This window comes from Agrobacterium fabrum str. C58 (genome assembly GCF_000092025.1).
Classification (GTDB): domain Bacteria; phylum Pseudomonadota; class Alphaproteobacteria; order Rhizobiales; family Rhizobiaceae; genus Agrobacterium; species Agrobacterium fabrum.
In genome coordinates this window covers 156,384-174,155 of the sequence record NC_003063.2, presented here as the reverse complement: position 1 = coordinate 174,155, position 17,772 = coordinate 156,384, and the positions used below count along the sequence as shown (strand labels likewise).

Sequence of the window (17,772 nt, the reverse complement as noted above, 5' to 3'; positions counted from 1 at the left end):
ATAGCTGGGTTCACGCACCCGCCGCCCTCATTCCTGTGCTTGTCACAGGAATCCAGTCAGTCCAAATCTTTGGGCTGGAAGGACTCTCTCGCCGCGCAGACGCGCGTCGGCTGGATTCCTGTGACAAGCACAGGAATGAGGGGAGTGAGGAAAAGCATCGAACAACAAACGAGCATGGCCAATTGACTCACCATGCATGACGGAGATCGACATGAGATTGAACAACAAGGTCGCGCTGATCACCGGCGCCGCCCGCGGCATCGGCCTTGGTTTCGCCCAGGCTTTCGCTGCTGAGGGCGCAAAGGTCATCATCGCCGACATCGATATCGCCCGCGCAACTACCTCGGCTGCGGCCATCGGTCCCGCAGCCAAGGCCGTGAAGCTGGATGTGACCGACCTTGCCCAGATCGACGCGGTGGTAAAGGCGGTGGATGAGGAATTCGGCGGCATCGACATTCTCGTCAACAATGCGGCGATCTTCGATATGGCGCCGATCAACGGCATTACCGAAGAGAGCTATGAGCGGGTGTTCGACATCAATCTCAAGGGGCCGATGTTCATGATGAAGGCCGTCTCCAATGTCATGATCGCCCGCGCACGCGGCGGCAAGATCATCAATATGGCTAGCCAGGCCGGCCGGCGCGGCGAGGCGCTGGTGACGCTTTATTGCGCCTCCAAGGCGGCGATCATTTCCGCCACGCAATCGGCGGCGCTGGCGCTCGTCAAGCATGGCATCAATGTCAACGCCATAGCGCCGGGTGTGGTGGATGGCGAGCATTGGGAAGTGGTCGATGCGCATTTCGCCAAGTGGGAAGGTTTGAAGCCGGGTGAGAAAAAGGCCGCGGTGGCCAAATCCGTGCCGATCGGCCGTTTTGCGACGCCAGACGACATCAAGGGACTGGCGGTGTTCCTCGCCTCCGCCGACAGCGACTATATTCTCGCCCAGACATATAATGTCGACGGCGGCAACTGGATGAGCTGAAAAGCCGGAGATGACCATGCATGCCATTCAATTCGTCGAGAAGGGACGCGCCGTGCTGGCGGAACTCCCCGTCGCCGATCTGCCGCCGGGCCATGCGCTCGTGCGGGTCAAGGCTTCGGGGCTTTGCCATACCGATATCGACGTGCTGCATGCGCGTTATGGCGACGGTGCGTTCCCCGTCATTCCGGGGCATGAATATGCTGGCGAAGTCGCAGCCGTGGCTTCCGATGTGACAGTCTTCAAGGCTGGCGACCGGGTTGTCGTCGATCCCAATCTGCCCTGTGGCACCTGCGCCAGCTGCAGGAAAGGGCTGACCAACCTTTGCAGCACATTGAAAGCTTACGGCGTTTCCCACAATGGCGGCTTTGCGGAGTTCAGTGTGGTGCGTGCCGATCACCTGCACGGTATCGGTTCGATGCCCTATCACGTCGCGGCGCTGGCTGAGCCGCTTGCCTGTGTTGTCAATGGCATGCAGAGTGCGGGTATTGGCGAGAGTGGCGTGGTGCCGGAGAATGCGCTTGTTTTCGGTGCTGGGCCCATCGGCCTGCTGCTTGCCCTGTCGCTGAAATCACGCGGCATTGCGACGGTGACGATGGCCGATATCAATGAAAGCAGGCTGGCCTTTGCCCAGGACCTCGGGCTTCAGACGGCGGTATCCGGCTCGGAAGCGCTCTCGCGGCAGCGGAAGGAGTTCGATTTCGTGGCCGATGCGACGGGTATTGCCCCGGTCGCCGAGGCGATGATCCCGCTGGTTGCGGATGGCGGCACGGCGCTATTCTTCGGCGTCTGCGCGCCGGATGCCCGTATTTCGGTGGCACCGTTTGAAATCTTCCGGCGCCAGCTGAAACTTGTCGGCTCGCATTCGCTGAACCGCAACATACCGCAGGCGCTTGCCATTCTGGAGACGGATGGCGAGGTCATGGCGCGGCTCGTTTCGCACCGCTTGCCGCTTTCGGAGATGCTGCCGTTCTTTACGAAAAAACCGTCTGATCCGGCGACGATGAAAGTGCAATTTGCAGCCGAATGATCGTTTGGCCGTTGATAACCATTCGACCGGCTTTTCGTGCGAAGGCCGGTCGATATAGAGTACCACATGTAATATTTCATGGGGGCAAGCGCTTTGGCCAAATCTATCAGGACGATGGAAGAATTTTCGGAATTCGTCGGCCTTTCCCGCCCGACCGTTTCGAAATACTTCAATGATCCGGCCTCGGTCCGCAAAAAGACGCGGGATGCTATCGAGGATGCGCTGAAGAAATCGGGCTTCCGGCCGAATATCTTCGCCGTAAACCTCAACCGCCGCCGTTCCAATATCATCGGCATCATCATTCCGAACTCCACCGACCCGTTCTACATGGCGCTGACGAGCCGTATCGAGCTCATCGCCAACGAGGCCGGTTTCCTGGCCTTCGTGCTGTCGTCCGATGGCAAGGCGGAAATCGAGGATCGGGCTATCCGCACCTTCAAGTCGATGAATGTCGCGGGCGCCATCATCGCTCCGCTCGGCGTCAAATCCCACCGCGCAACGCTGGAGCAGCTGGCGGCCAGCATTCCGATCGTTTACGTCGATTCGCCGCTGGATGAGACCTCGGCCTTTGTCGGCACCGACAATCGCCAGAGCGTCGGGCTGATGGTGGATTATCTCTGCCGTTCGGGCGAGCCACCCTGTTTTTTCGATATGCCGCAGGTCAATACCAACGCTGCCACACGCCGCACGGCCTATGAGGAGGCGATGCAGCGTCTTGGTTTCGAGCCGCATGTCATCGGTGTTCCCGGCACCGTCACCTGGGATTTTGAGCGTTTCGCCTTCGATGAAGCGAGCCGGCTGCTGGATGGGACAGGGCACTTGCCGTCACGCACCATTTTATGCGCCAATGACCGTATCGCCTTCGGTGTCATCGCCGCCGCTTTCCAGAAGGGCATCAAGGTTGGCCACGGCGCGGATTATGACCTCAGGGTCGCCGGCCATGACGATCATCCGCTGTCGCGTTATGCCTGCCCGCCTATTACCACGGTGGCGCAGAATTATAACGAGATCGGCAGGCTGTCGATCGAGCTTCTGCTGCAGAAGCTGAACGAGGAGGCGAATGACACGACACGGATGCGGGAACGCATTCTCCTCAGCGCCGATCTGATGCTGCGCAAATCGGCCTGATAGTTTGTTAGATAAACTAAACGAAAAATCTGATTTTCTAAATAGAACTAATATCTGAACGCTCCTACTCTCTTCTCAAGGTTGCTTTGGGAGGCGACCGCGAGAGCCGGCGCAGAGGTGCGCCGGGATCCGGGAGGAACGCAGAAACGTCATGTGGCCAGCGCCGCGAAGGGTGAACCTTCGCAGCCTCGGTATCGCATGGCCTTCGCCGGGCGGACTGGACACTCTCGCCAGCAATTTCCCCAGCGAAGGATGTCAAAACATGAATCTCTATTCCCTTCTGTCAGCGCGTGCAGCCGGCGGCAAACCTGTCCGGGTCGGTCTCATCGGCGCTGGCAAGTTCGGCTCCATGGTGCTGGCGCAGGCGCAGCGCATCGCCGGTTTCCACATGGTCGCCGTCGCAGACCTCAATGTTGGCAAGGCGCGGGAATCGTTTGATCGTGTCGGCTGGCCGAAGGAACGTTACGATGCGACGAGCTGCGCCGACGCGCTGAAGAGTGGCAAGACCTATGTGACTGACGATGTGAACGAGCTGTTCGCCTGCGGCGAGATTGAATGCATTATCGAAGCGACCGGCCATCCGCTGGCCGGCGCGCGCCATGCGCTCGGTGCCATCGACCACAACAAGCACGTCGTCATGGTCAATGTCGAAGCCGACGTCATGGTCGGGCCGATCCTCGCTGAAAAGGCCCGGGCCAAGGGTCTGATCTATTCCATGGCTTATGGCGACCAGCCGGCCTTGATCTGCGAGCTGGTCGACTGGGCACGCGCCACCGGCTTCGAGGTGGTTTCTGCCGGCAAGGGCATGAATTTCGAGCCGCGTTACCGTTATTCGACGCCCGATACGGTCTGGAGCTATTTCGGCTGGACCGATGAGGAAGTGGCCAAGGGCGACTTCAATCCGAAAATGTACAATTCCTTCACCGACGGCACCAAGGCGGCCATCGAAATGGCGGCGGTCGCCAATGGCACAGGACTGGATTGCCCGGATGACGGTCTGGCCTTTCCGCCCGCCGGCCTGCACGATCTCGCCCGCGTCTTCCGCCCCGCAGCCGATGGCGGTCGCATGTCGCGCTCGGGTCTGGTCGATATCGCCGCGAGCCAGGAGCCGGACGGACGCGAGGTGTTCAACAACATCCGTTACGGTGTCTTTGTCACCTTCAAGGCGCATAACGACTATGCCCGCGCCTGCTTCAAGCAATATGGTCTCCTGACCGATCCGTCGGGCTGGTACGCCTCGATGTGGCGTCCATTCCACATCATTGGGCTGGAAACCTCGATCAGCGTGCTCTCCGCAGTCCTTCGCAACGAGCCGACGGGTTGCTCGAAGGAGTTTCGCGGCGATGCCGTCGCGACGGCCAAGAAGGACATGCAGCCCGGCGAAATGCTGGATGGTGAGGGCGGTTATGCGGTCTGGGCAAACGCCATTCCGGCGACGCGCAGCCTGGACATTAAGGCGTTGCCGATCGGCCTTGCCCATAATGTCAAGCTGAAGCGCCCCATCAAGAAAGACCAGATCGTCAGCTTCGACGATGTGGAGCTGGTGAGCGATCTGGATGTGGTCAAGCTTCGCCAGGACATGGAACACCAGTTCCGTCCGCAAAAAGACGCTGCGGCGTGATGGGCGGAGAAGCTGACATGTCCAATGGCGCTTTTGTGGTGATCGCGGAATTTCGGGTGAAGCCCGATGCGATGGATGCGTTTCTCGATGCAGCGCGCGATGACGCCAAGCATTCGGTTGAGGACGAACCCGGTTGCCGGCAATTCGATGTGGTGCGGCCGGAAGGCGGAAACAACGTGGTGTTCTACGAAGTCTATGATAACAGGCAGGCTTTCGACGACCATCTGAAAACACCGCATCTCGACCGTTTTCGCGAGGCGTTTCCTGCCCTCATCGAAGAAGAACTGCCGGTGCGTTTTCTGAACCGGCAGTGGCTTTGAAGATGGAGAACATGCAGGACATCCGTGACATCGCCGTCATCGGCACGGGTATCATGGGTGCGCCCATGGCGGCCCGTCTGGCTGAGGCCGGTTTTGCCGTCCGTGCCTGGAACCGCAGAGCTGAAAAAGCCGCTATCCTGGCGGAAAAAGGCGTGCGCCAGGCGGCGACCACCATCGATGCGGCGGTGGAAGCGGATGTCGTCATCTGCATGCTGAGTTCGGGGCCTGTTTGCGACGAGGTTCTGCTCGGCCCGTCGGGTGTCGTTTCAGCGATGAAACCCGGCTCGGTCCTTCTGGTAATGAGCTCGATTCCCGTCGATAGCGCGCGGGAACAGGCGCAGGCGGCCAGGGCTCACGGTGTGAGATATGTCGATGCGCCGGTCTCCGGCGGCGAGAAAGGCGCGATTGAGGGAACGCTCGCCATCATGGCCGGCGGCGAACAGCGGGATGTGGATGCGCTGCGGCCACTTCTGAATTGCCTCGGTCGTGTCACTCATGTCGGTCCGGTGGGTTGCGGTTCATTGGCCAAGCTCGCCAACCAGCTGATCGTCGCCTCGACAATCTGCGCCGTTGCCGAAGCTTTGACGCTGGTTGAAGCGGGGGGAGCCGACCCGGCACAGGTGCGGCAGGCTTTACTCGGCGGTTTTGCCGAGTCCACCGTCTTCCGCCAGCACGGAAAACGCATGGTGGAGGGCGATTTTCGCCCCGGCGGGCCGGCGAAATATCAGGTGAAGGATACGTCCACGGCGCTGGCTTTCGCCAAAAGCCGTGGCCTCAGTTTACCGGTCGGCGAGGAGGTTGACCGGCTGTTCCGTTCCATGGTCGAGCATGGCGCGGGCGAGCTTGATCACAGCGGTGTGATCCTTGAAATTAAACGCATGAATGCGTTCGGAGGAACGCTCGAAACTGTCCAGAGCATTTCCAGTAAAAGTGCGTAGCGGTTTTACGTCCGGATAATGCGCTAAAACAAAGAGATAGAGCACGTCCAAAGATTCCGTTTTAACCGGACGTGCTTCACAGACAACAAAGGGAGGAACACATGAAAATTTCAAAACTTTACGGGCTGGCTCTGGCCGCCACCATGCTGGTCGCATCGATCGCGCAGGCCGAAACGCTGACACTTTCGACGCCGGATGCCGACAATTCCGAAATCACGCTCTCCGCCAACAAGTTTGCAGAGCTGGTTTCGAAAAAGACCGACGGCAAACTCAAGATCAAGGTATTTCCGAACGGCACGCTTTATGGCGGCGACCCTTCAGCGGGCGTCAAGCAGCTGGCCGGCGGTTCGCTCGACATGCTCTTGAACTCCACCTCGCTTTACGCGACGTTCAATCCGAAGTTCACCGCCATCGCCATTCCCTACCAGTTCCGCGATATCGACCAGCTGCGCGTCTATCTCGACAGCGAACTCGGCAAGGAACTGTCCGGCGATCTGAGCAAGATCGGCATTCTCGGTCTCGATCTCTGGTCGCGGCCGCTGCGCCAGATCACCAATTCCAAGGCGCCGATCAAATCGCCGGTCGATTTGAAGGGCATGAAGCTGCGCGTGCCGAATAATCCGCTCTGGGTGGAATTCTTCGGTGCCATGGGGGCGGCCCCGACGCCGATGGCCTTCGCTGAAGTTTACAATGCGCTCCAGCTGAAGGTGGTGGATGGGCAGGAAAATCCGGTCAACGTGCCGGTCAGCGCCAAGCTTTACGAAGTTCAGAAGTATCTGACGATCAGCAATCACATTGCCGATGCCTGGGTGCTGGGCATGAACCCGGCGCGTTTCGAAGGTCTCGACGAGGGCTTCAAGACGGCGCTGAAGGAAGCGGCCGTCGAGACGGAGGCGTGGAAGGCGCAGAACGACGCTGCCGATATCGACAAGTCGCTGGAGACGCTGAAAAAGAACGGCATGGAGATCAACACGCTGACCGATGACGAGCGCAAGGCGTTCGTGGCTGTCGCGGTCGGTCTTTCGGCCAAGTTCTCGGCGCTGGTGAAAGATCAGGCGTTCTTCGACAAGACGCAGGCTTTCCTTAGGACGAACTGACGGTTTCGCGACGGCTGGCCGGGATTGCACGGATTGGCGACCCCGGCCACCGCAAACGTCAGCAGCAGTTGCTCTGCCGCAATGGCAGTGTGGCATTCGTTTTACCGGATATCCGGTTTCAGCAGTGGAAGGGTATTGTCATGCGCGATACGAAACCCTCGGTGCTCGGCACCATCGTCAAAGTCATCGCCGATATAGCCGCAGGGGCAGCCTGTGCCGGCATTCTCATCGTCGTTCTTCTCCAGGTCATCGGCCGCCTCATCGGCAACCCGCTGCCTTGGACCGAGGAGGCGACCCGCTTTCTGTTCATCTGGATGGTCTTCCTTGGCCTTGCTGCCGGTTTCCGCACCGTTGAAAGCGCCCGCGTCGTGGTATTCCTCGTACTTTTCCACCGCTTCTTCCGGCGGCTCGCGGTGCCGATCTATGTCGGCTCCTCAGTATTCTTCTTCGGCATGATGGGTTGGACAGGATTCACCCTGGTGCGCCAGCAGATCATGATGAACGAGACCGCCGCCACCCTGCCGATCCCGATGTGGGCCATCGGTATGGTTTTGCCCGTTTCCGCCATCATCGCTGTGCTGGCGATCATCGAATCGCTGCGCAGCCGGCGGGATCTGATCGCACTTCCCGAGCTTGGCCTTCCGGCGGACGAGATCGCGCACGCCGATATCTCCATTTCAGCAGGACACTGAGCCATGTCGGTCTTTCTTCTCATCGCCTTTTTCGGTCTCAGCATGCTCGGTGTGCCGCTTGCCATCGCGCTGGCGCTCGCCAGCGTCGGCACGCTGTGGCTCTTCACCTCCATGCCCATGGACCTGCTTTCACAGACGATGTTTTCGTCGATGAACTCTTTCCTCCTCGTCGCCGTGCCGCTTTTCATTCTCGTCGGCACGGTCATGGAACGGGGACGGGTGGCGGAACGCATCTTCGACTTTGCCGAGGCAATGGTCGGCTGGCTTCCCGGCGGGCTGGGCCACGTTAACGTCATCTCGTCGGTGATCTTTTCCGGTGTTTCCGGCTCGTCCGTCGCGGATATCGCCTCGGTTGGGGCGATCGAGATCAAGGCGATGGAACGCCATGGATTTCCAAAGGGTTATGCCGTCGGCATGACGCTCTGCACGTCGACGCTCTCCTCGATCATTCCGCCGTCGATCCTGATCGTGATTGCCGGCTCCATCGCCAATGTCTCGATCGGCACCCTGCTGATCGCTGGTCTGGTGCCCGGCCTCTTCATCGCGCTTGCCTTTCTGGTCTTCAACCACTTCTATTCGGTGCATTACGGCTACAATCCGCCGACCCCGTTCAATTTCCGTCTGGTCGTCGTCACCGGTTTGCGCGCCATCCTGCCGATGCTGACCCCGTTGATCCTGATCATCGGCATTGCCAGCGGCCTGTTCACGCCGACGGAAGCAGCAGCCATCGCGGTGGTCTATGTGGCGGTGCTCGGCGTCATCGTCTATCGCACCCTTCCGGTGCGGGAACTGCCGGAAATATTGATCTCCACGGCGCGCATTTCCGGCACCATCCTGTTCATCGCCGCCACCTCGCAGCTCGCCGCCTGGGTCTTCACCTTCGACGGCCTGCCGGAACAGGTGGCCGAACTTTTGAAGGCGATGAACCTAGGGCCCATGACGGGAATGCTTGTCATCTTCGTCTTCCTGCTGATCATCGGCATCTTCATGGAAGCGATCCCGGCCATGTTCATCCTAATCCCGGTGCTGATGCCGCCGGTGGAGGCGCTGGGTATCGATCCAATCCATTTCCTGATCGTGACCGTCATGACGCTGACGCTCGGGCTGGTGACACCGCCGGTTGGTGTCTGCCTGTTTGCCGCAGCCCAGGTGGCGAACATGAAGATAGAGGACGTCATTCGTGGTTCGCTGGCACCGATGACGGTGCTGACGCTCGCCATCTTCGCACTGGTGCTGTTCCCGATCCTGACGCTCGGGCCGATACGGCTGATGGGTCTTTATTGAGATTGAAGCAGGAAGCCCGAACTCTCAGACAACGCGACGGGTTTGCCACTCGTCGCGTTGTTTTCGCATCCACTCCAGAAACAGCATCACCTTTCTCTGCCGCAGATGGGAATGCGGGCAAACAATCCATTGGGTGACCAGCTTGATGCGCGGGGCGTCCGCTACGGCCGGAACCAGCATTTTGTCCTGCAGCTCCCGCTCCATCATCAGCGTGCTTTCCAGCGCCACGCCGATGCCAAGGACGGCGGCGTCGATGGCCATGTGGCTTCGATCGAACAGGACACGCCGCCAGCGCTTTTCAGCCGTTACGCCAGCCAGAGGAAACCAGTGGTTCCACTGCGCCTGCGCCTTGACCGAATGGATAAGCCGTTCATTCTGCAGTTCTTCGGGCAGAAATTTTCCTGCGCCCTGATAGTTGGGTGAACAGACCGGCAGGAATTCCTCCTCCACCAGCCCTTCGACGAACAGGCCCGGCCAGCGGCCATCGCCATGGCGCAATTCAATATCAACAAGCTCTTGTGAAAAATCGGTCGGCTCGTTGGTGCCGTCGAGGCGCACTTCGAGTTCCGGATGCTCCTCCAGAAACGAGCCGAGGCGCGGCAGCAGCCATTTGTTGGAAATGGTGGGCGTCGCCCGGATCGTCAGCGTGGTGACCGAGCGGAAGCCGCGAATACTGTCGGTGGCGTCGGAGATCTGCTCGATCTGGGCGGTGATCATCGAGAAATACCGCTCACCGGCTTCGGTCAGCGTCACCTTGCGGCCGGTTCGCGCCATCAGCGTCGTGCCGAGTTGGCCTTCCAGCAACTGTATCTGCTGGGAAACGGCCGAAGGTGTGACGCTCAATTCTTCCGCCGCTCTGGAAATGCTGCCTGCTCTTGCCGCGGCGTGGAAAACGAGGATCGATTTTATCGGGATTTGCATGGGTAGCTTTGCTCAACGGATCACGGCGGTCGCCTGAGTATCACAGGTGACCGCCGTGTTGAAAAGCGTTGAACGCGAAGCTTTTAGCGGTGGCTCGGCAGTTTTGGCAGGAACACCGTCAGAAGGCCGAGCAGCGGCATGTAGGAGCAGATGCGGTAGACGAATTCGATGCCTTCCCTATCCGCATAAACCCCCAGAACCGCAGCCCCGATGCCGCCGAAACCGAAGGCGAAACCGAAGAACATGCCGGCGATGAGGCCCACACGACCCGGCACCAGTTCCTGCGCGAACACGACGATGGCCGAGAAGGCGGAGGAGAAGACGAAGCCGATGACGACGACGAGAATGGCCGTCCAGAACAGGTTCGCATAGGGCAACATCAGCGCGAAGGGGATGACGCCGAGGATGGAGAACCAGATGACGACACGCGAGCCGAAACGGTCACCGATCGGGCCGCCGAAGAACACGCCGAGTGCCGAAGCGCCAAGGAAGAGGAAGAGCAGAACCTGCGCGTCCTGTACGCCAAGACCGAACTTGTCGATGGTGTAGAAGGTGAAGTAGCTCGACAGGCTGGCGAGATAGGCGTTCTTGGTGGCGGTCAGAACCACCAGCACCAGAAGCGTCATCATGACAGTGCCGCGGGCAAGCGGAAGGGTACGGCTGGCGGGTGCCTTGCCGACGTTCGCGCGCCGATGACGGGTGTACCAGACACCGACCCATGACAGCACGCCAAAACCGACGAGCGCGATCAGCGAAAACCAGCTGAGGCTCGACTGGCCGAGCGGGATGACGATGAAGGCTGCGAGCAGCGGGCCGATGGCCGTGCCGGTATTGCCGCCGACCTGGAAGAACGATTGCGCCAGGCCATGGCGGCCGCCGGAGGCGAGGCGGGCAACACGCGAGGCTTCCGGATGGAAGATCGCCGAGCCGACGCCGATGAGGCAGGCGCCGATCACCAGAACCTCGAAGCTGTGGGCAAAGGCAAGCGTGATGAGGCCGGCGCAGGTGGACAGCATGGCGACGGGCAGGGAGAACGGCATGGGCCAGCGGTCCGTCACCATGCCGACGACCGGCTGCAGCAACGATGCGGTGACCTGAAAGGCGAAGGTAAGCAGGCCGATCTGCATGAAGTCGAGCGCATAATTGGCTTTCAGCAACGGGTAAAGCGACGTCAGCAGCGATTGCATGATGTCGTTCAGCATGTGGCAGAAGCTGGCGGCTGCGATGATTGAAAACGCCGTGCGTTGCGGGTTGAAGCCGGCGCTGGTGACGGTGGCCATGGTAAATCCTCTTTAGATTCCCGCTCGATCAGCGGGAAACATGTCTTTCTTTCTTGCCGCTTTTTATTCATATTGTTCCTGGCCTGCATTTGTGTTCTGGACGATTTTCTTTGTGAGTGGGCCAAATGGCAAAAATCAAACCGCGACATCCACCTAGCCTGACACGGGACGAGCATGAGCGCAGCCTGAAATTGATCGACGGCACCAATGAGCCGGTGCTGGCGCTTCATCGTGTCTATCCGACGGGGCACAGGACGCCGCCGCACAGCCATAGTCGCGTCCAGATCTGGTGCGCCCGGCAGGGCGTGGTGCTGGTGAGCACGGCCGACGGGCGCTGGATGATACCGCCTGGTCACGGTCTCCTCATTCCCGCGGGGCTGCAACACGAAGCAGAGATCATATCCAATGTCGAGATGCATTCGATTTACGTTCATCCCGAACTATTCCAGGCGGAGTCTCCAAAGGTTGTGGAAATAACCGATCTGGCCTCGAGCCTTATTTCCGAATTGCTGGCCGAAGAACATCAGCCTTCAGCATTTCACCGGCAGGGGCTGGTGCGCGCTCTTTTGCTGGATGAAGTGAATCGACTGCCAGAACGTCCCCTTGGATTGCCGTTTCCGGATAATCAGCGTCTGGCGGCGCTCTGTCGTGATTTTCTCAGGAAGCCCGTGGCGCGGGTGGAGATCGACGAGTGGGCGGCGGCCATGAGTATCAGCCGCCGCTCCTTCACACGCCTTTTTCGCCGTGAACTCGGTGTCAGTTTTGTAACCTGGCGTCAGCAGGCCTGTATCTTCGCCTCGCTGCCGAGACTGGCGGCCGGCGAAGCGGTGACGAATGTGGCGCTGGATGCCGGTTATGAGAACATCCCGGCCTTCACCACCATGTTCCGGCGCATGCTCGGCAGTTCACCAAGGGCCTATCGGCAGGCGGCGCGGCAGCGCAGCGCTGCTTTCTCCGACTTGGAAGATATAGGGGACTAGGCTTAACGCTCCTCATCCCTGTGCTTGTCACAGGGATCCAGCCAGCCCAAGTCTTTGGGCTGAAAGGACTCTTCCCGCCGCGCAGACGCGCGTCGGCTGGATTCCTGTGACAAGCACAGGAATGAGGGGGTGGAGATGGGACGCGTCGGCGCCATGTAGGTTGCTTACAGTAACGGCTGCATTGGAAATACCCTAAGCCGCAGCCGCCCGCATATCGCGCCTAAAATCGGAAGGCGACATGCCTGATATCTGGCGGAATGCCTTGTTGAAGGCGCTGACGGAGCCGAAGCCGCTTTCCATGGCGATCTGCAGGATATTGTCCTTGCCGGTCATCAGCATTGCCTGCGCGCGGGAAAGCCGGAGTAACGTCAGATATTTGATCAGCGTCATGCCGGTGGATTTGCGAAACAGGTTCATCGCATATTTCGGGTGCAGCGAGGCGGCGCGGGCGATATCGGCCGCGTCGATATCGTCGAGAAAATTGGCGGCGATGAAATCGCACATGCGTACGACGCCGATGGAGGGCGCCATGCCTTCGTCGTCCTCTTTGCGTTTTCCATGGTCGGCAGACGATATGACGGAATAGGGTTCGAGAAACATCCGTTCCACCCTCAGCAGCAACTCCTCCACGGCGTGCTGCGCCTTTGCCGGATCACCCGAGGTGACGTAACGGAACCAGCGGCCGAAATTCTCCGCATCGGCCCTGTCGGTCTCACCGCTCACCATCGTTGCGCCGTCCATCAGCTGGCTGGAGATGGCGGCCGGCAGGCGCATGCGGAAGAAATGTACGAGCGGAAGATGCGCGCCGGCATAAAAGGAATCGTCGGAGGAGCGGTCCATCTGATGCGGCTGGCCACCCCAGAAAATACACATCTGCCCGGCATTCAGCGTCAGGTCGTGATCGCCCATGCGGTAATGCACCGATCCCGACATCACATAATTCACCTCCACCTGCGCGTGCCAGTGGGGGCGAAGCATGATGGGCGGGTGGTTGTGGAAAAGCTGAAGCGTTGTCGGCATGCCTTCGATGCTACTTGCACCGGGCTGGTAAAAGGCTCTTTCGGCAATCTTACTTTCCGCCAAATCGATGTTCCCTTTTTACGAGACAGATTTCCTGCCGCCGCTAATGTGCCCATGTTCGCTGAAGAACGGCAATTGAAAAAGGGAGGTTTTCAATGTGCTTGAAATTTCTTGGCGCGTCTACGGCTCTGCTGCTGCTTGCAGCCCCGGCTTTCGCGCAAACCGAAACCGTCACCATCTGGAGCTGGAACGTCGCGGCGTCCGCGCTGAAATCCACGGTCGAAGGTTTCAACAAGCAGAATCCTGACATTAAGATTGTTGTTGAAGATCTTGGAAACAATCAGGTTTTCGACAAGACGCTGGCAGCATGTGCAGCCGGTGGCGACGGTCTTCCTGATATTGTCACCGTCGAGAATTTCGAGGCGGAGCTGTTCTGGAGCCGTTTTCCCGATTGTTTCGCCAATCTGACCGAGCTTGGCTATACGCCTGAAAAACAGGCGCTTTTCCCTGACTTCAAGCGCACCGAACTTGAGGTTGACGGTGTCGCCTACGCGGTTCCGTGGGATTCTGGTCCGGTGGCGGTATTTTATCGCCGCGACTTCTATGAGAAGGCGGGCGTCGATCCTGCCACGATCAAGAGCTGGGACGATTTCATTGCCGCCGGCAAGAAGGTCATGGCCGCCAATCCCGGCACCGTCATGGCGCAGGCCGATTTCAACGGCGATAGCGAATGGTTCCGCATGATCGCCAATGAGCAGGGATGCGGTTACTTTTCGACTGATGGCCAGAATATCACGATCAACAAGCCTGCCTGTGTCGCGACCCTTGAAAAGGTCAAGGAAATGAAGGACGCGGGCATCATCACGGCGGCGATCTGGGATGAAAAAATCCAGGCCAATACGGCCGGCAAGGCCGCAAGCCAGATGTATGGCGCGTGGTATGAAGGCACGGTGCGTTCCGGCTCTCCTGACCTTTCCGGCAAGTGGGGCGTCTATCTGATGCCGAGCCTGACGGCCGATGGTCCGCATGCGGCCAATCTCGGCGGTTCGTCGCTGGCGATCAGCTCTACATCCCAGCGCAAGGAAGCGGCGTGGAAATATATCGACTATGCGCTCACCACCAATGAAGGTCAGGTGACGATGCTGAAATCCTTCGGCCTCGTTCCTTCGCTGCTGTCCGCCATCGACGATCCTTTCGTCAAGGAAAAGCAGCCCTATTGGGGCGGGCAGGCGGTGTGGACCGATATTCTCGCCACCCTGCCGAAGATCGTGCCGAGCCGCGGCACCGCGTTCCAGTCAGATGCGGATGCGATCTACAAGGCGACGCAGACGAAATATTTTGCCGGTGGATATCCCGATGCGAAGGCCGCCCTCGACGACGCCGCAAAGCAGATTGAAACGGCGACGGGGCTCCCCGTAGCGGAGTAAACCGGCGGTTTAGGAACCGAGCGGGGCCCCGGATTTCTTCTCCCCGAGGGGGAGAAGTCCGCGGCAGCGGGATGAGGGGGCGACGGTAGTGATAGACCGAGAGCGAGCTCCCTCATCCGACCCTTTGGGTCACCTTCTGCCCCTCAGGGAGAAGAAATACGCCGCGCCGTCCTGCAATGGCATTGCCCCTGAACGGGGCCGGCCTTTCTGAAGCTTTTCCATTTATCCGGCCCATCGGCCGGCATCTGGAGGTCGTCATGCCGTCTAGGAACAGGATCGCTTATGCTTTCCTCGCGCCCTATCTCCTGATTTTCGCCACCTTCTGGGTTTGGCCGATCATCAGCTCGTTCATGCTGTCGTTCCAGAACACGCGCATCAACCCGTGGCGGTTCGCGCCTTCCATGAACTGGGGGCGGCTCGTTTCCGATCCTGCGTTCTACAACGCGCTTTACAATACGCTGATCATTCTGGTCATTCAGGTGCCTGTGATGATCGCGCTCGCCACGGTCATGGCGGTGCTCTTGAATTCGCCGCTACTCAAAGTCCGGCCGCTTTACCGTTTTGCGTTTTTCGCGCCTGTCGTCGTCGGCGAGGTTGCGTATGCGGCGGTGTTCCGGCTGATGTTCAGCGCCGATTTCGGCATCATCAACAAGCTCATCACATCAGTCGGCCTCTCGCCCATCTCGTGGTTCGACAATGCCAATGCGGCCATGGCCCTTGTCATCATCGCGGTTACCTGGCGCTGGGCGGGGTATAACGCCATCATCATCCTCGCCGGGCTGCAATCCATCCCCGGTGACGTTTATGAGGCGGCGACGCTGGACAAGGTGAGCAAGCGCCAGCAGTTCTTTCATATCACCCTGCCGCTGCTCAAACCCATCATCCTCTTTTGCGTCGTCCTGTCGGTCATCGGCACCATGCAGCTGTTTGCCGAACCTTTCCTCATCACCAACAGGGGCGGGCCGGGTGGCGGCACGGAGACGCTCGGACTGTTCCTTTACCGGCAGGGCTTCACGTCGCTCAATTTCGGTTACGCCTCGGCCATCGCCTACACCATGGCGGCGCTCGCCATCGCCATTTCGCTGCTTAATCTGTGGGTCGGGAGGGAGCCGAAATGAGATCGAAATCCAGATCGCTGTTCTGGCAAAAGATGGCCCTGCATGCGACGCTGACGCCGCTCGCCATCATCTGGCTGTTTCCACTGTGGATGATGTTCGTGTTCTCGACCATGCCGGATTACGGCATTTTCAGCCCGGACATTGTTCTGGTGCCATCCACCAACTTTATGGAAAATTTAAGCAACCTTCAGGCGGATACGAATTTCCTGCGGGCGATGTTCATCTCCATCACCGTCGCCGTCATTTATACGGTTCTTTCGGTGTTCCTGACGTCGATGGCGGGCTGGGCGCTGGCGCGTTACCGTTTCGCCGGACGCAGGGTGGTGATCGCCATCATCCTCGGCACCATCACTCTGCCCTTCGCTGTCGTTGTCATTCCGCAATTCATCATGGTGGCGCGTGAATTCAAGCTCGCCAACACCTGGATCGCATTGATCGTGCCGCCGCTGTTCAACTCGCTCGGCGTGCTGTTCATGCGACAATCCTTCTCGATGATGCCGACCGAGCTTTTCGATGCGGCACGGGTGGAAGGCGTCAAGGAATGGCAGATCTTCCTGCGCATCGCCCTGCCGCTGGCGCGGCCCACCATGGCGGCGCTCTCGATCATTCTCTTCCTGGCCTCGTGGAATAATTATCTCTGGCCGCTTCTCATCAATTCCCGCCCAGGAATGATGACCGCACCCGTGGCCCTTGGCACCCTCATCGGGCTCACCAAGGTGTCATGGGGCGGCATCATGGCCGGCGCGGTGCTGCTCACCGCACCCATCCTCGTAGTTTTCGTGGCTTTGCAGCGTCACTTCATCGCCGGCATCTCAGCCGGGGCAGTCAAGTAAGGGGGCCGCATGGCGGAACTTTCGCTCAAAAACGTGGTCAAGCGTTACGGCGCGCTGGAGGTGATCCATGGTGCCAATCTGGAAGTGGAGGACGGCGAATTCGTCGTGTTTGTCGGCCCGTCCGGCTGCGGCAAATCCACGCTTCTCAGAATGATCGCCGGGCTGGAAGATATTTCCGGCGGCGATATCGTGATTGGCGGCAAGACGGTCAGCGACGCCGATCCGGCGGATCGCGGCATCGCCATGGTGTTCCAGTCCTACGCGCTCTATCCGCATATGACGGTCGCCGAAAACTTGTCCTTCGGTCTTCGGATGAACGGCAACCCCAAGGCCGATACGCAAAAGCGTGTCAGTCGCGCCGCCGAAATCCTGCAGATCAACGAATTGATGCAACGCCGCCCGAAACAGCTTTCCGGCGGCCAGCGGCAGCGTGTGGCTATCGGCCGCGCCATCGTGCGTGAACCCAAGGTTTTCCTGTTCGACGAGCCGCTCTCCAACCTCGATGCGGAATTACGGGTGCAGATGCGCGTGGAAATCTCGCGGCTGCACAAGCAGCTGGGCACCACGATGATCTATGTGACGCATGACCAGACAGAGGCGATGACGCTGGCCGACAAGATCGTTGTGCTGCGGGCGGGCAATATCGAACAGGTCGGCGCGCCGCTCGATCTCTATGACGATCCCGCCAACCGTTTCGTTGCCGGTTTTGTCGGTTCGCCGAAGATGAATTTTCTCGAGGCGACCATCATCGGCACCGGCGCTGAAAGCATAACACTTTCCCTCGACAGCGACCCAGCTGTGCGACTGACCTTGCCGATAAAGGAACGCATCAACGAGGGGGCCAAGGTTTCGCTTGGCATCCGGCCGGAGCATTTCGCCGATGCCGGCGCGGGTGACGCCGATCTCACCGTTCATGTCGATGTCGCCGAACATCTCGGCAATACCAGCTATGTCTATGCGCGCGCGCAGGGCGGCGAGCAGTTGATCATCGAGCGGCCGGAATCGCGCGATGTCGGCAATCGCGACAAGCTGACGGTCGGTCTTTCCGCCCACAAGGCTTTCCTTTTCGACAGCAAGGGCGAACGCCTGCGCTGATTTCTTCCC

General features: G+C 59.5%; 17 protein-coding genes. 14 read left to right on the top strand and 3 right to left on the bottom strand.

Annotated elements, in window-relative coordinates; all coding sequences use genetic code 11:
- Window positions 1-211: 211 nt before the first annotated feature.
- The 9 genes from ATU_RS14595 to ATU_RS14555 all read left to right on the top strand — a co-directional run bounded on the left by ATU_RS14595 (window position 212) and on the right by ATU_RS14555 (window position 9,089).
- The gene (locus ATU_RS14595) at window positions 212-982 is read left to right on the top strand and encodes a galactitol 2-dehydrogenase (RefSeq protein WP_010972809.1); all 771 of its coding nucleotides are present in this window, start codon (window positions 212-214) and stop codon (window positions 980-982) included.
- 16 nt (window positions 983-998) lie between these two features.
- A complete protein-coding gene (locus ATU_RS14590; protein ID WP_010972808.1) occupies window positions 999-2,009 on the top strand; it encodes a D-altritol 5-dehydrogenase in 1,011 nt (336 codons plus the stop codon).
- Between the two features lie 114 nt (window positions 2,010-2,123).
- A complete protein-coding gene (locus tag ATU_RS14585) occupies window positions 2,124-3,137 on the top strand; it encodes a LacI family DNA-binding transcriptional regulator (RefSeq protein WP_010972807.1) in 1,014 nt (337 codons plus the stop codon).
- A gap of 262 nt (window positions 3,138-3,399) precedes the next feature.
- Window positions 3,400-4,758: an NAD(P)H-dependent oxidoreductase gene (locus ATU_RS14580; RefSeq protein ID WP_035257566.1), complete on the top strand. Its 1,359-nt coding sequence runs from the start codon at window positions 3,400-3,402 to the stop codon at window positions 4,756-4,758.
- 17 nt (window positions 4,759-4,775) lie between these two features.
- Window positions 4,776-5,078 carry a putative quinol monooxygenase gene (locus ATU_RS14575; RefSeq protein ID WP_010972805.1) on the top strand — a complete coding sequence of 101 codons (303 nt, stop codon included), beginning with the start codon at window positions 4,776-4,778 and terminating at the stop codon, window positions 5,076-5,078.
- Between the two features lie 11 nt (window positions 5,079-5,089).
- Entirely contained in the window at window positions 5,090-6,016 is a 927-nt protein-coding gene (locus tag ATU_RS14570) for an NAD(P)-dependent oxidoreductase (RefSeq protein WP_035257568.1), read from the top strand.
- Between the two features lie 101 nt (window positions 6,017-6,117).
- A complete protein-coding gene (locus ATU_RS14565; protein WP_010972803.1) occupies window positions 6,118-7,113 on the top strand; it encodes a DctP family TRAP transporter solute-binding subunit in 996 nt (331 codons plus the stop codon).
- A gap of 140 nt (window positions 7,114-7,253) precedes the next feature.
- The gene (locus ATU_RS14560; protein ID WP_006313206.1) at window positions 7,254-7,805 is read left to right on the top strand and encodes a TRAP transporter small permease; all 552 of its coding nucleotides are present in this window, start codon (window positions 7,254-7,256) and stop codon (window positions 7,803-7,805) included.
- A 3-nt stretch (window positions 7,806-7,808) separates the two neighbouring features.
- Complete coding sequence (locus ATU_RS14555; protein WP_006313207.1) at window positions 7,809-9,089, top strand: TRAP transporter large permease; 1,281 nt, start codon at window positions 7,809-7,811, stop codon at window positions 9,087-9,089.
- A gap of 24 nt (window positions 9,090-9,113) precedes the next feature.
- On the opposite strand, the gene ATU_RS14550 is transcribed toward ATU_RS14555, so the two are convergent.
- Entirely contained in the window at window positions 9,114-10,010 is an 897-nt protein-coding gene (locus tag ATU_RS14550; protein WP_010972802.1) for a LysR substrate-binding domain-containing protein, read from the bottom strand.
- An 83-nt stretch (window positions 10,011-10,093) separates the two neighbouring features.
- Entirely contained in the window at window positions 10,094-11,290 is a 1,197-nt protein-coding gene (locus ATU_RS14545; RefSeq protein WP_010972801.1) for an MFS transporter, read from the bottom strand.
- A 125-nt stretch (window positions 11,291-11,415) separates the two neighbouring features.
- On the opposite strand from ATU_RS14545, the gene ATU_RS14540 reads away from it, so the two are divergent.
- The gene (locus ATU_RS14540; protein WP_010972800.1) at window positions 11,416-12,270 is read left to right on the top strand and encodes an AraC family transcriptional regulator; all 855 of its coding nucleotides are present in this window, start codon (window positions 11,416-11,418) and stop codon (window positions 12,268-12,270) included.
- A 192-nt stretch (window positions 12,271-12,462) separates the two neighbouring features.
- Here ATU_RS14540 and ATU_RS14535 read toward each other — a convergent pair whose 3' ends face one another.
- Window positions 12,463-13,353, bottom strand: a complete 891-nt coding sequence (locus tag ATU_RS14535) for a helix-turn-helix domain-containing protein (RefSeq protein WP_010972799.1) — start codon at window positions 13,351-13,353, stop codon at window positions 12,463-12,465.
- A gap of 92 nt (window positions 13,354-13,445) precedes the next feature.
- Between ATU_RS14535 and ATU_RS14530 the strand changes: the two genes are divergently transcribed.
- The 4 genes from ATU_RS14530 (at window position 13,446) to ATU_RS14515 (ending at window position 17,763) form a co-directional block, all read left to right on the top strand.
- Window positions 13,446-14,717, top strand: coding sequence for an ABC transporter substrate-binding protein (locus ATU_RS14530; protein WP_010972798.1), 1,272 nt, complete (start codon window positions 13,446-13,448; stop codon window positions 14,715-14,717).
- 257 nt (window positions 14,718-14,974) lie between these two features.
- Window positions 14,975-15,835, top strand: coding sequence for a carbohydrate ABC transporter permease (locus ATU_RS14525; RefSeq protein ID WP_006311850.1), 861 nt, complete (start codon window positions 14,975-14,977; stop codon window positions 15,833-15,835).
- The gene (locus ATU_RS14520) at window positions 15,832-16,668 is read left to right on the top strand and encodes a carbohydrate ABC transporter permease (protein WP_006311851.1); all 837 of its coding nucleotides are present in this window, start codon (window positions 15,832-15,834) and stop codon (window positions 16,666-16,668) included. The genes ATU_RS14525 and ATU_RS14520 overlap by 4 nt, the downstream gene beginning before the upstream one ends.
- Before the next feature lie 9 nt (window positions 16,669-16,677).
- Window positions 16,678-17,763 (top strand): ABC transporter ATP-binding protein, encoded by a 1,086-nt coding sequence (locus ATU_RS14515; RefSeq protein ID WP_010972797.1) that lies wholly within the window; start codon window positions 16,678-16,680, stop codon window positions 17,761-17,763.
- The last annotated feature ends 9 nt before the right edge of the window (window positions 17,764-17,772 follow it).

Bases quoted from the DNA above. Each gene is read 5' to 3' on its own strand.
- ATU_RS14590 (WP_010972808.1), top strand. From the start codon at position 999: ATGCATGCCATTCAATTCGTCGAGAAGGGACGCGCCGTGCTGGCGGAA.
- ATU_RS14525 (WP_006311850.1), top strand. From the start codon at position 14,975: ATGCCGTCTAGGAACAGGATCGCTTATGCTTTCCTCGCGCCCTATCTC.
- ATU_RS14530 (WP_010972798.1), top strand. From the start codon at position 13,446: ATGTGCTTGAAATTTCTTGGCGCGTCTACGGCTCTGCTGCTGCTTGCA.
- ATU_RS14540 (WP_010972800.1), top strand. From the start codon at position 11,416: ATGGCAAAAATCAAACCGCGACATCCACCTAGCCTGACACGGGACGAG.
- ATU_RS14545 (WP_010972801.1), bottom strand. From the start codon at position 11,290: ATGGCCACCGTCACCAGCGCCGGCTTCAACCCGCAACGCACGGCGTTT.
- ATU_RS14560 (WP_006313206.1), top strand. From the start codon at position 7,254: ATGCGCGATACGAAACCCTCGGTGCTCGGCACCATCGTCAAAGTCATC.
- ATU_RS14575 (WP_010972805.1), top strand. From the start codon at position 4,776: ATGTCCAATGGCGCTTTTGTGGTGATCGCGGAATTTCGGGTGAAGCCC.
- ATU_RS14550 (WP_010972802.1), bottom strand. From the start codon at position 10,010: ATGCAAATCCCGATAAAATCGATCCTCGTTTTCCACGCCGCGGCAAGA.
- ATU_RS14570 (WP_035257568.1), top strand. From the start codon at position 5,090: ATGCAGGACATCCGTGACATCGCCGTCATCGGCACGGGTATCATGGGT.
- ATU_RS14520 (WP_006311851.1), top strand. From the start codon at position 15,832: ATGAGATCGAAATCCAGATCGCTGTTCTGGCAAAAGATGGCCCTGCAT.
- ATU_RS14515 (WP_010972797.1), top strand. From the start codon at position 16,678: ATGGCGGAACTTTCGCTCAAAAACGTGGTCAAGCGTTACGGCGCGCTG.
- ATU_RS14555 (WP_006313207.1), top strand. From the start codon at position 7,809: ATGTCGGTCTTTCTTCTCATCGCCTTTTTCGGTCTCAGCATGCTCGGT.
- ATU_RS14585 (WP_010972807.1), top strand. From the start codon at position 2,124: ATGGAAGAATTTTCGGAATTCGTCGGCCTTTCCCGCCCGACCGTTTCG.
- ATU_RS14580 (WP_035257566.1), top strand. From the start codon at position 3,400: ATGAATCTCTATTCCCTTCTGTCAGCGCGTGCAGCCGGCGGCAAACCT.
- ATU_RS14595 (WP_010972809.1), top strand. From the start codon at position 212: ATGAGATTGAACAACAAGGTCGCGCTGATCACCGGCGCCGCCCGCGGC.
- ATU_RS14565 (WP_010972803.1), top strand. From the start codon at position 6,118: ATGAAAATTTCAAAACTTTACGGGCTGGCTCTGGCCGCCACCATGCTG.